This is a genomic window from Capnocytophaga sp. oral taxon 903 (genome assembly GCF_013394785.1).
Lineage (GTDB): Bacteria > Bacteroidota > Bacteroidia > Flavobacteriales > Flavobacteriaceae > Capnocytophaga > Capnocytophaga ochracea.
Map to the genome: position 1 here is coordinate 2,132,311 of NZ_JABXYW010000002.1, position 12,899 is coordinate 2,145,209.

8 protein-coding genes and 2 rRNA genes are annotated in these 12,899 nt (G+C 38.8%); 5 read left to right on the plus strand and 5 right to left on the minus strand.

Features of this window, described 5'->3' with window-relative positions:
• Positions 1-16 precede the first annotated feature (16 nt).
• The 5 genes from HW279_RS08860 (at position 17) to HW279_RS08880 (ending at position 6,116) form a co-directional block, all read left to right on the plus strand.
• Positions 17-2,859 (plus strand): 23S ribosomal RNA (locus HW279_RS08860).
• Positions 2,860-3,085: 226 nt separating this feature from the next.
• Positions 3,086-3,195 (plus strand): 5S ribosomal RNA (gene rrf / locus HW279_RS08865).
• 542 nt (positions 3,196-3,737) lie between these two features.
• A complete protein-coding gene (locus HW279_RS08870) occupies positions 3,738-4,574 on the plus strand; it encodes a tetratricopeptide repeat protein (protein ID WP_178958710.1) in 837 nt (278 codons plus the stop codon).
• A 53-nt stretch (positions 4,575-4,627) separates the two neighbouring features.
• Positions 4,628-5,488, plus strand: coding sequence for a DUF805 domain-containing protein (locus tag HW279_RS08875; RefSeq protein WP_178958711.1), 861 nt, complete (start codon positions 4,628-4,630; stop codon positions 5,486-5,488).
• A complete protein-coding gene (locus HW279_RS08880; protein ID WP_178958712.1) occupies positions 5,463-6,116 on the plus strand; it encodes a hypothetical protein in 654 nt (217 codons plus the stop codon). The genes HW279_RS08875 and HW279_RS08880 overlap by 26 nt, the downstream gene beginning before the upstream one ends.
• Before the next feature lie 21 nt (positions 6,117-6,137).
• Here the strand turns inward: HW279_RS08880 and HW279_RS08885 are convergent, their stop codons facing one another.
• From HW279_RS08885 to pta, 5 genes are all read right to left on the minus strand, one after another.
• Positions 6,138-7,085, minus strand: a complete 948-nt coding sequence (locus HW279_RS08885; protein ID WP_178958713.1) for a DUF4421 family protein — start codon at positions 7,083-7,085, stop codon at positions 6,138-6,140.
• Between the two features lie 101 nt (positions 7,086-7,186).
• Positions 7,187-8,578 (minus strand): decarboxylase, encoded by a 1,392-nt coding sequence (locus tag HW279_RS08890; RefSeq protein ID WP_009422080.1) that lies wholly within the window; start codon positions 8,576-8,578, stop codon positions 7,187-7,189.
• 421 nt (positions 8,579-8,999) lie between these two features.
• Entirely contained in the window at positions 9,000-9,455 is a 456-nt protein-coding gene (locus tag HW279_RS08895; protein WP_009750439.1) for a DUF1569 domain-containing protein, read from the minus strand.
• An 89-nt stretch (positions 9,456-9,544) separates the two neighbouring features.
• Entirely contained in the window at positions 9,545-10,750 is a 1,206-nt protein-coding gene (locus tag HW279_RS08900) for an acetate/propionate family kinase (protein WP_178958714.1), read from the minus strand.
• 62 nt (positions 10,751-10,812) lie between these two features.
• Complete coding sequence (pta, locus tag HW279_RS08905) at positions 10,813-12,888, minus strand: phosphate acetyltransferase (protein WP_178958715.1); 2,076 nt, start codon at positions 12,886-12,888, stop codon at positions 10,813-10,815.
• Positions 12,889-12,899: the final 11 nt, after the last annotated feature.

Consider the following 12,899-nt stretch of genomic DNA (forward strand, 5'->3'; position numbering starts at 1 on the left):
ACTAGGACTACAAGCGCGAAAAGTTATGTAAGGGCGTATGGGGGATGCCTAGGCTCTCAGAGGCGAAGAAGGACGTGATAAGCTGCGAAAAGTTGCGTGGATTGGCACATACGAGTTGATACGCAAATATCCGAATGGGGCAACCCAGTACATTGAAGATGTACTACATCGTAAAGATGGGCAAACCCGCTGAACTGAAACATCTAAGTAGGCGGAGGAGAAGAAAACAAAAGTGATTCCCAGAGTAGTGGCGAGCGAAATGGGATTAGCCCAAACCCACTTTGTTACGGCAGAGTGGGGGTTGTAGGACCCAGATATAGGTTGTAAAGCTGGATTAGAAGTGTTTGGAAAGACACACCACAGAGAGTGAAAGTCTCGTATAGGCACAGTTTTATAAATCTTATGGGTATCCTGAGTAGGTCGGGGCACGAGGAACCTTGACTGAATCGGCCGGGACCATCCGGTAAGGCTAAATACTCCTGAGAGACCGATAGTGAACTAGTACCGTGAGGGAAAGGTGAAAAGAACCGTGAATAACGGAGTGAAACAGACCCTGAAACCATACGCCTACAAGCGGTCGGAGCAGCTTTAGGCTGTGACGGCGTGCCTTTTGCATAATGAGCCTACGAGTTACTGTTACCAGCGAGGATAAGTATTTCAGATACGAATCCGCAGCGAAAGCGAGTCTGAATAGGGCGTTAAGTTGGTAGTAGTAGACGCGAAACCTGGTGATCTACCCTTGGGCAGGTTGAAGCGCTGGTAACACAGCGTGGAGGACCGAACTGGTTGTCGTTGAAAAGACTTCGGATGACCTGAGGGTAGGGGTGAAAGGCCAATCAAACTGGGAAATAGCTCGTACTCCCCGAAATGCATTTAGGTGCAGCGTTGATTTGAGTTTAATAGAGGTAGAGCTACTGATTGGATGCGGGGGTTTCATCGCCTACCAATTCCTGACAAACTCCGAATGCTATTAAATGCTCATCAGCAGTGAGGGTATGGGTGCTAAGGTCCATATCCTAAAGGGAAAGAACCCGGACCATCAGCTAAGGTCCCCAAATATATGCTAAGTTGACCAAACGCGGTCTGACTGCACTGACAGCTAGGATGTTGGCTTGGAAGCAGCCATACATTTAAAGAGTGCGTAACAGCTCACTAGTCGAGCGGTTGGGCATGGATAATAAACGGGCATAAGCATATTACCGAAGCTATGGGGTAGTACAGAAGTACCTACCGGTAGGGGAGCATTCTATAGGCGTAGAAGCTAAAGTTGTGAGACATAGTGGAGCTTATAGAAAAGAAAATGTAGGCATAAGTAACGATAAGGCAGGCGAGAAACCTGCCCGCCGAAAGATCAAGGTTTCCTCAGCTATGCTAATCAGCTGAGGGTTAGTCGGGGACTAACGCGTACCCGAGCAGGGGAAGTGGATGTACAACAGGTTAATATTCCTGTACCATTAATCTGATAAAAGTGACGGAACGAGATAACTACCGCGTACTGACGGAATAGTACGTTAAAGGAGCTGTTATAGCTTTGATAGTACACTGAGGCTTCGGCCGAGGTGATAGAGTGGTGACAACGTTTCCAAGAAAAGCGAAGATTAATGCCCGTACCGTAAACCGACACAGGTGATTGGGAAGAGAATTCTAAGGCGCTCGAGAGATTCATGGCTAAGGAACTAGGCAAAATAGACCTGTAACTTCGGGAGAAAGGTCGCCTATCGTAAGATAGGCCGCAGTGAAAAGGTCCAAGCGACTGTTTATCAAAAACACAGGACTCTGCAAAATCGAAAGATGAGGTATAGGGTCTGACACCTGCCCGGTGCTGGAAGGTTAAGAGGAGAGCTTAGTGGCAACACGAAGGTTTGAATTGAAGCCCCAGTAAACGGCGGCCGTAACTATAACGGTCCTAAGGTAGCGAAATTCCTTGTCGGGTAAGTTCCGACCTGCACGAATGGTGTAACGATTTGGACACTGTCTCGGCCATGAGCTCGGTGAAATTGTAGTATCGGTGAAGATGCCGATTACCCGCAGTGGGACGAAAAGACCCTGTGCACCTTTACTATATCTTCGTATTGGTCTTGGATAAGTGATGCGTAGGATAGGTGGGAGACTAAGAAGTGGCTATTCCGGTAGTTGTGGAGTCATTGTTGAAATACCACCCTTTGCTTATCTGAGGTCTAACCCTACAAAGAGTAGGGGACAATTCGTGGAGGGTAGTTTGACTGGGGTGGTCGCCTCCAAAAGAGTAACGGAGGCTTCTAAAGGTTCCCTCAGCACGCTTGGTAACCGTGCGAAGAGTGCAATGGCATAAGGGAGCTTGACTGAGAGACCTACAAGTCGATCAGGTACGAAAGTAGAGCATAGTGATCCGGTGGTTCCGTATGGAAGGGCCATCGCTCAAAGGATAAAAGGTACGCCGGGGATAACAGGCTGATCTCCCCCAAGAGCTCACATCGACGGGGGGTTTGGCACCTCGATGTCGGCTCGTCACATCCTGGGGCTGGAGAAGGTCCCAAGGGTTGGGCTGTTCGCCCATTAAAGTGGCACGCGAGCTGGGTTCAGAACGTCGTGAGACAGTTCGGTCTCTATCTACTGTGGGCGTTAGAAATTTGCGTGGATCTGACTCTAGTACGAGAGGACCGAGTTGGACGCACCGCTGGTGTATCTGTTGTCTTGCCAAGGGCATAGCAGAGTAGCTAAGTGCGGATGGGATAAGTGCTGAAGGCATATAAGTACGAAACCCGCCACAAGATGAGATTTCTTTTAAGGGTCGTGGGAGATGACCACGTTGATAGGTTACAGGTGTAACGGTGGTAACATCATAGCCGAGTAATACTAATCACCCGTAGACTTTTCGCGCAGCATTCTTTTTTATAGATAAGAGTTAAGAGATAAGAAGTAAGAAAGTGTAATACTACTTATGTTTTATCAATTATCAATCTCTTAAGAAGTTGTTAGTTAAAAATATGTTTTTTATCCCTATATGTTAAAAATATGATTAGGAATTGGTATTTTAGGTTAAGATACAAAAAGGAGTTTTAAAAAGCTCTTATCTTTTACCTCTTACCTCTTACCTAAAACGATTTAAGGTGGTTATAGTCAAAGGTCTCACCTCTTACCATTCCGAACAGAGCAGTTAAACCTTTTAGCGCAGATGGTACTACGGTCACGTGGGAGAGTATGTCGCCGCCTTCTTATAAAGAGCAATTCTGATAAAGAATTGCTCTTTTTTATTGTTTGAAGTTGTGGGACTGCTTGGAAGGGGAAAGACTACTTGGAGGGAAAGTAGGAGAATTAACAAAGCTGTTGGAAAAGCTGAGAGAGGCTTAGCTTATATGAACCTTATATGAATCTTGGACAATTGTTATATAAAGAATATGTAAAAAGTTAAGAGTGAAAAGTTTTTGATTGAGTAGGGAAAAAAGCTTGTGAGGTAAGTGATATACTTGAAAATTAGGGTTTATTCGAAGGAAGAGCGAAGCTAAGATGAAGAAAAGACGAACAATAAACGAAGAATGAACGAAGAATGAACGAAGATTTAATAAAGATAAAATATACTAAAAAGATTCCTTTATTTTATATGTTATGATATATTGCCTATTTTTAAGAGGTGTGTAAGAAATAATCAAAAAAACTTGTTTTGTATAAAATAATGTTTTATCTTTGCCATCGAATAAAATATAATGTAAAACTGACTTCTTCACTATCATTATTATTAACTTTTAATTCGCTGACATATGAATATAATATTCAACTCAAAAGTATTAAAAAAACTGAACAAACTTTGCTTTAAAGCTTGGTTTGTGTGTTTGCTATTTTTCTTTGGTATGAGTCATGCTCAACGGGAAGACTTTAAGACTTTGGTAGAGAAAGCCACAAAGGGCGATATGGAAGCTCAGGTGCGTTTGGCAACTAATTATGAAAAAGGTATTGGAGTACCTCAGTCCTTTCCTAAAGCTGTTTCTTGGTATGAAAAAGCAGCAGAACAAGGTGATGTAAAATCACAGACGAAATTAGGACTTTGTTATTACTATCGGAAAGGAGTTGTACAGTCTTATGAAAAAGCAGCTTATTGGTTTCAGAAAGCAGCTGAACAGGGGTATGCTGAAGCTCAATCGAAATTAGGTGTGTGCTATCACAAAGGGCAAGGAGTAAAACAATCGGATGAACAAGCTGTATTGTGGTTTCAGAAAGCAGCTGATCAAGATTTTGCAGAGGCACAGAGTTTTTTAGGATATTGTTACTATAAAGGTTTAGGAGTGGCACAATCGGATAGTGATGCGGTATTTTGGTATGAGAAAGCTGCTAATCAAGGTGATGTTGAGGCACAACGCAATTTAGGTTCTTATTATTTCAAGGGGCAGGGAATACCTCAGTCGTATACTAAGGCTATCTTTTGGTTTGAAAAAGCAGCTAACCAAGGAGACAAGGAAGCTCAAACTATTTTAGGATTTTGCTATTATGCCGGTACTGGTGTGGATAAATCACAAAAAAGGGCTATTTACTGGTTTGAGAAGGGATGTAGGAATAATAGTCCTAAAGCTTGTGAGTATTTAAATGCTATTCAGCAGTAATAACTATAAAGTTAGGAATAAGAAAGATAAGGTAATTATAAAATTAGTGATATATGTTTAAGAATATCTTTCTTTTTGAAGGACGTATTAGGCGAACAGAGTTTGGACTATCTATTATTATAGATTATTTTGCTCTTATATTTTTGGGTGTAATAGATGCCGTAGTAACTCTAGGAATAGTGATAAAGTTTTTATTCTTTACATTATTGTTTTGGTTTATTTTAGCTCAATCAGTGAAACGCTTACACGACTTGGGACAAAGTGGCTGGTATGTGTTTTTACCTTTCTATAATCCTTTCTTTTTACTTTTTTCAGAAGGTGTATTGGGAAAAAATGAATACGGAGAAGATCCTAAAAAGAGAGTAAATTTTTTCAATGCATCAACCTCTTCTTCATCTATTTTACAACCGCCCTTAGTTAGAGCATATCAACCCATAGTAGAAGATATTTCTGAGGGTAGTACTTCTTGTAGGTATCATTTTGTAGTTACAAAAGATGATACTGTTTTGAAGAAATGGCTTGATACTGAGGTAGAGTCTATCAATATGCTTGCTGACCCAATACTTAATAAAGTGAGTATTATAGGAAGAGATGTATTTTATGGTTGCAATAAGCTTATTTATATTATTTTCTCAGAACATCTTAACTTTATTAGTGATTTTGCTCTTGACGATTGTGAGCATTTGCGTTCAGTGACTTTCCCCAGTGAATGTTTACATATAGGTAATTGTATTTTTGGTAAGAATTGTCCAGAAAGTATAACACTTGAGGCTAAAGAACCTCCTATATTGGATGGTTATTTGGCATATGATGATGAGAAATTGAAAGCTATTTATGTACCTATTGAATTTGTAGAAAAATATAGGGTAGCTAGAGCTTGGGATAAATATGCAGATATTATTCAAGGACATTAATCAAACAACAATAAAGATTATGAAACGAGTTTTATTATATTTATGTATATTTTACTTTTGGGAAGTAAACGCACAAAAGACAAGAGAGGTTTATAAGGACTTAGATTCGTTATATTTGTTAATTCAAACAGAGTACGATTTAATTACCAAGGATTATGAAGAACACATTGCTGAGTTCGACTTCAATAGAGTGATCAGAATAAGAGAACAAATAGCTTATTATCTCTCTCATATTGATAAAAGAGCAGATTTAAGTAATATAAAATTATTGAGTGATTCATTGAAATCATATCCTGATACTGAAGAAATGTTTTTAAGTATTCGCTCTCAAAAAGCAAAACAACATCAGCTGACCACTTTGAAGCAGGCTTTTGACGCATTACAATTTGAAAAGGTATTAAACTTAGTAGCAATATATAGTGAAAATGGTTATATACCTTCTTATGAATTGGCGTATTATAAGGTTATGTCAGAATATAGATTGTTTTTAAAATCTTCTAATAATAAGCAAGAGAAAGAAGCACTAATACAACATTTGACTACTTATCAAAAGGAATATTTAGGTAAGAGTAAAATTTATGACCGAGTAATAGATGATACTATAAAAAATGTGAAAAGAAGAAGATAATCTTCTACTCTTAAATTAATTTTACATTCCTAAATAGCGAGTTACTTTGTTACTACGGCGAGTAGAGAATTTGATTTGTTTTATGTATGTAAGTTTAAAATTCGCAGTATTGATACCCAGTAAATCAACATCTTTAAAGTACAAATTCTTGTTGTTGTAAAGAATTGAAAAGGCAAGCGACCAGTCTTTTTGTGTATAAGACAAAGAAGTATTAAGCCTAAAGTTTACGTACTGATTAAACTTCATTTTGCTTAGTGGATTAACTTCACCTCCAAAATAGAATCCCATACCAGCTAAAGCTGTAAAGGTAAAGCGTGGCAATATTTCAATACCTCCTGAAACGCCTCCACTGAAGCCTCCTTGTATATGTCTAAAAGTATCCTCATCAAGTGAAATAGCAGGAATTGCTACTTTGTGATAATAGACCCCAGCTCCTGCGTACCAAGTAAAAGTAGGTTGCAATGGGTCTCCATCGGGGTTGAAAATATTCTTTACTGAAAAGTTTTTTAAGTTGAAGAAATATAACATTTCAGAACCTATTTGTTGTATACGAGTATCTGCCAATATCTGAATATTATTCTTGCCTTCTTCATAGTAAAAACCCTTATAACTTTGATAATAGAAATCAAGTAAAATCTTTTGACTTATAAATGAATGTAATTGAAAATCGAAATATCTTGTTTTTCCGTATTTGCTCTCATTGCGCAAAGGGGCAACACTCTGAGCATAATCAAGGTTAATATAAGTATTGTGGATACCAAATCCTAACCCAACCGTAAGTGGGTAGTTGGGCAATAACGACTTATTTTTCAAAGCAGGATTTAATGGTTCATCTTCTATATCTATTGATAGATAATTGATACTTAAAGAAGGTTTTATCCACATTTTATAGTAATGCTTCTTAGTGGAAGTGGTATCTTGTGCCCATAGAGTAGTGATTGATAAGAAAAATAATATTATGTATTTCATTTTGTTAGATATTTAGATTTTAAGAACTAGGAGTTAAATGTTTAGGTATTATTAGAAATACTTTGTCAAAGTCGTAAGACTTTGCAAAGTATATACTGCATTTAGTAGCCTAAAATCTTTAGCATTTCGTCAGCTTTTTGTTGCTCCATAAAGAGACGAGAGGTTAGGTTCCCATTTTTATCTTTATCAATAAGTACTATTTTAGGTTGTGGAATCAAACAGTGTTGTAAGCCTCCTACTCCTCCAATACTATCCTGATAAGCCCCTGTGTTGAAGAAACCTATATACAATGGCTTATTTTTGTTGTATTTTGGTAAATAGATAGCGTTCATATTCTGTTCGCTGTTGTAATAATCGTCACCATCACAAGTGAGTCCACCGAGCAGTACGCGTTCGTATTCATCGTTCCAGCGGTTAATAGGCAATAGTACAAAACGCTTGTTGATAGCCCAAGAGTCAGGTAAGGTAGTAATGAAAGAGGAGTTTATCATATCCCATTTTTCACGATCGTTTTGTTGCTTTTGATACATTATCTCATAAATAGCCCCTCCAGCTTCGCCTACTGTAAAACTACCAAATTCAGTAAAGATATTTGGTACAGGCACTTTTTCTTGATCACAAGTGATTTTTATCTGACGGATAATCTCGTCTACCATATAAGCATAATCGAATTCAAAAGCCAACGAGCTCTTGATAGGAAAACCACCGCCTATATTGAGGCTATCGAGTTCTGGAGCAACCTTTTTGAGTTGGATATACACACGTAAACACTTGAGGAGCTCATTCCAATAGTAGGCATTGTCTTTAATCCCTGTATTGATAAAAAAGTGCAACATTTTGAGTTGTACTTTAGGGTTGTCCTTAATCTCACGGTTGTAAAAAGGAACAATGTTTTTATAACCAATTCCCAAACGACTGGTATAAAACTCTGAACGAGGGTCTTCTTCAGAAGCAATACGAATACCTATACTGTATGAACCTTTTATTTTTTCTTCAAATAAATTAATTTCCTCATAGTTATCAATGATAGGAATACAGTTGTGGTAGCCACGATTGATAAGGTCAGCTATGCCATCGATATAAGCATCGCGCTTGAAACCGTTGCATAGAATGTGAGTCTCTTTACTAATAAGTCCGTCATTGATAAGATTATTGATGATATTGATATCAAAAGCTGAAGAGGTTTCCATATGAATATCGTTCTTCAATGCTTCTACCATTACGTGTTTGAAATGCGAACTTTTAGTGCAATAACAATAGTTGTATGCTCCTTTGTACTTGTGCTTCTTGATAGCCTTTTCAAACCATCTTTTGGCGCGCTGAATATTCTCGGATATTTTCGGAAGATACATAAATTTAAGCGGTGCTCCATACTTGCGTACGAGCTCCATTAAATCGATATTGTGAAAGCGAAGTTCATCACCATCTAAGGTAAATTCGTCTTGTGGGAAGTAATAGGTTTGGTCAATTAGGTCGATATATTTATTTTTCATTTGTACAGTGTAATTTAAATAATGAGTAATTTTTTAGTGAAAAAATATTCAGATAACATCTTGGCTATCTATCCATATTACCTAATTACACCTGATTCAAATACGAAGCGGTGAAAGGCTCTTAGCCTTAAACTTAATTTGCAAGGAATGAGTACGTGCAGAGTGAAAATAACTTAAAAATAAGATGTTCATTTTCAGCAACCAAAGGTTTTTAGTAATTAAATTATTTTATAGTTCGGTGATAGTGTATCATTACTTATCAGAATGCAAAAGTAATTATTATTTTTAAATTACAAATACATTCGATGGAAAAAAGTATTGTGAACCCATTCTAGAACCGATTTCTATTTTTCTATTTTTATATATCCTTCATCGGTATAAAAAACATTTTACCATAGTTTGCGCTTCTCTACCATTGATTTTATACTCCAAACTGTCTCAAGTGGTGGTCGAAGTGTTTCCATTGAAGAATACCCCATTCATCAGGAGAAAGTTTTCCAAAAAAAGAATGTGGGTGAGTGCTACATTTTTCTTTTCCATTGGTGTAGAAAAGGGTGATGAGTTCTTTAGTTTTTTGCTTTTCCCTGTCAAAATCATCAATAGAAATATTGGTAACGACATACATTTTATCGGTTGGAGCGTTTTTTGCCATTGGTTGGTCGTTTAGAAACTTTTTCTTCATCAATTTTCCTATGATTCTACCAATGAACATTCTCTTCGGAAAGTTCTTACCTAAGGGTGTTTCTATAGAGGCGTTCAAATGGGCTAACATCTGTACAATGTTCATTTTTCCCCATTGACGCTCAGCATCTACTTTTAAATTTTCTAAACGATGTAGTATTTCGTTTTTATCGACTTCGTTATATAAGTTTTTCATTACTGAGAGTTGTTTTAAAAAGCTTTGCCAAAGACACGAATTGCCTATGCGACTCGTTCCTTTGGCAAAGTATATAGTCTAATTATTAGTTATTTTACCAAATCTACTATCTCATTTACTATTTGTAATTCTTCATTAGTAGGGATGATAAGTATCTTTACACGGCTATCAGTAGCTTGAATCTCTACGGGTTTAGTAGGATGATTGAGCTCTTCGTTTTTCTTCTCATCGAGCTTGATACCAAAGAAATCTAAGTGCTTACAAGCAAATGAACGTGTAAGAGCATCGTTTTCGCCCAAACCTGCGGTAAATACAATGCTGTCTAAACCGTTAAGTGCTGCTGTGTAAGCGCCTATAAACTTCTCAATGCGGTAGCCGTACATCTCGTAGCAAAGGGCTGCGTTGGCATCACCTGAACGATATAGAGCTGCCACATCGCGAGCGTCAGAGTGCCCTGTAAGTCCAAGCATACCACTCTTCTTGTTGAATAGTGTTTTCACTTCTTCATAACTCATACCTAATTCTTGCCCCAAGAAAAAAGCTACTGAGGCATCTATCTGCCCAGTACGCGTTCCCATAATGAGTCCATCGAGTGGTGTAAGTCCCATTGAAGTGTCTACACATTGTCCTTTTTCGTTTACAGCAGCCATACTTGCCCCATTGCCCAAGTGAATGGTAATGTTCTTGATATGTTGATTATTAAGGTGTTTACGAGCCTGTGCATCTACGTACTTATGACTAGTGCCGTGGAATCCATAAGCACGCAATCCGTATTTTTCATAGTATTCATTAGGAATGGCATAGCGGAAAGCTTTGGCGGGCATTGTTTGGTGGAAAGCAGTGTCAAAAACGGCTACGTGAGTAGCTTTATTAAACAGTTTTTGTGCTACGCGTATCCCTTCTAAATGTCCTGGGTTGTGCAAAGGCGATAGCGGAATGAGGCGTTTGATTTCGGCTACTACCTCATCAGTAATTACAGTAGGTTGTACAAACTTCTCACCTCCGTGTACTACGCGGTGTCCTACCCCTTTAATATCGCTAGGGTTGTGGATAACGCCTACTTCGGGGTCTGTAAGAAGTTCAGCTACCAAATTCATACCCACTTCGTGAGTAGGGATAGGTTGTTCTTTCTTCACTTCTATCTCTTTGCCGTTTTTTACAGCCACATATTTCACATAGCTACCGTCAATATTTATGCGGTCTACAATTCCTTTTGCTTTTGATTCTCCTGTTTTAGAGTCGATAAGCTGATATTTGAGAGATGAACTCCCTGAATTAATGATTAATATTTCCATTTTAGTCTTTTGTTATTAGTCGTTAGTTTTCCCCTCCTTGGGAGAGGGGGTAGGGGAGGATACTAAAACTCTGATTGTATCGCAGTGATAAGTACAGTGTTGTAAATATCCGGGATAAGAGCCCCACGACTGAGGTCGTTTACGGGTTTCTTTAATCCTTGTAGCATAGGACCTATGGCTAAACCGCCTGTTTCGCGTTGCACCGCCTTATAGGTGTTATTACCGGTGTTAAGGTCGGGGAAAATAAGCACATTGGCTTGTCCTGCCACAGGTGAATTTGGCATCTTTTGTTTTCCTACTTTTGGGTCTACCGCAGCGTCATATTGTATAGGTCCTTCTACGAGTAACTCTGGGCGACGCTCTTTTACAAGTGCTGTTGCTTCACGCACTTTGTCTACATCGGCACCACTACCTGAGTCTCCAGAAGAGTAGGAGAGGAGTGCTACCTTAGGTTCAATACCAAAAGCAATAGCTGAGTCCGCAGAGCTAATAGCTATATCGGCTAATTGTTCAGCAGTAGGGTTAGGCACTACGGCACAGTCGCCATATACTAGTACGCGGTCGTGCAAGAGCATAAAGAATACTGATGATACCGTGTTCACCCCTGGTTTGGTCTTTACAAATTGCAAAGACGGACGGATAGTGTGGGCAGTAGTATTTACAGCACCTGATACCATACCATCAGCATCGCCTAAGAATACCATCATTGTACCGAAATAAGACGAATCAAGCATTAAGTCTTTGGCTTGCGAAAGCTCCAATCCTTTGCTCTTGCGCAATTCGTATAGTTTTTCGGCATAAGCCTCATATTTATCACTCTCGGCGGGATTGATAATACTGATACGTTCTTCGTTCCATTTCAAGCCCAAAATGTTCTTAGCTCGTGTTTTAATCGCTTCGGGTTCTCCCAAGATAGTGAGGTAAACGAGTTCGTCCTCTGCCAATTGAGAAGCCGCAGTAAGAATACGGTCGTCAGTACCTTCTGGTAACACAATGCGTTTTTGTCCTGCACGTGCTTTTTGTACCATATTGTATTGAAACATACGAGGGGTAATAGTTTCCGATTTAAAAGAGGCTATACTGCTGTTGAGTTTCTCAGCATCTACATTTTCATCAAATAGTTGAAGAAGCATTTTTACCTTTTCAGTATTTTCAGGATAGATGCTTGATTTTGTATTCCCAATGATATTAGCAGTTTCAAAAGTATCTGTTTTAGCTATCATTATAGGAATGTTCTTTTGGATACCATCTAAAATCTTACTCATTGAAGGGTCTGGGGTTAAGTCGCCGTATAGTACTACCCCTTTGATATTAGAGAAATTGGAATAGTTAGCCACCAAAGAACCTGCTATGAGGTCAATACGGTCAGTAGGGAGTACAGCCAAAGTATCTTCGTTTAGTTTGGCTAAATAGTTAGAAAGTTGCATAGCTCCCACAATGGTACGTTTGGTGGTAACGTCTATATTGTCGCCTTTGTAAAGAAATTCAACGTTGAGTGCATTGGCTATCTCGCGGATAGTAGGGCGTGAAAGCTCTTCTTTGCGCGGAATCAAAGTGAAGGTTATATCTTTAAAGCGTTGTTCTAATTTGCTAAGCGTATCAGCAGTGGCATTGGTAGCCTTGTTTACAAATACGCTAAGTACGCGCAAATCTTTTTCCAAGAAGTTGTTAAGATCTGCCTGTACTTGGTTCACCAATTCTGCTTCTGATGAAAAGTTGTCTTTAAGTACTATCAAAGCAGGAATGTTGAGACTTTGTGCTACCGAAGCGTTAAAGTTTGGGTCGAAATAGCTATCGTCTATAGTACTTGAACTATCCACTAAAACAAAGTCGAATTTGCTTTCTAAGGCTTTGTATTTTTTGATGATAGTGTCGTATACTTCCCCTATATTGCCTTCGTTTTTAAGAGCGATAACCTCCTGACGTGTGTAGGCATAGGCTTCATCGTAACTCATATCGAGCTGAAAGTGCTCCAAGACAGTCTCGATGAAAGTGTCTTTTTTAGATTTACTTTCTACAATAGGTCTAAAATAACCTACCTTAGCAGTGTTGCGCATAATCATTTGCAACACACCCAAACTCACCACCGACTTACCGCTGTGTGCATTGGTAGCGATGATATAAACAGATTTATTCATTTTTTTATTTA

Coding starts and splice junctions, on each gene's coding strand:
- HW279_RS08870 (WP_178958710.1), top strand. CDS start 3,738: ATGAATATAATATTCAACTCAAAAGTATTAAAAAAACTGAACAAACTT.
- HW279_RS08875 (WP_178958711.1), top strand. CDS start 4,628: ATGTTTAAGAATATCTTTCTTTTTGAAGGACGTATTAGGCGAACAGAG.
- HW279_RS08880 (WP_178958712.1), top strand. CDS start 5,463: ATGCAGATATTATTCAAGGACATTAATCAAACAACAATAAAGATTATG.
- HW279_RS08885 (WP_178958713.1), bottom strand. CDS start 7,085: ATGAAATACATAATATTATTTTTCTTATCAATCACTACTCTATGGGCA.
- HW279_RS08890 (WP_009422080.1), bottom strand. CDS start 8,578: ATGAAAAATAAATATATCGACCTAATTGACCAAACCTATTACTTCCCA.
- HW279_RS08895 (WP_009750439.1), bottom strand. CDS start 9,455: ATGAAAAACTTATATAACGAAGTCGATAAAAACGAAATACTACATCGT.
- HW279_RS08900 (WP_178958714.1), bottom strand. CDS start 10,750: ATGGAAATATTAATCATTAATTCAGGGAGTTCATCTCTCAAATATCAG.
- pta (WP_178958715.1), bottom strand. CDS start 12,888: ATGAATAAATCTGTTTATATCATCGCTACCAATGCACACAGCGGTAAG.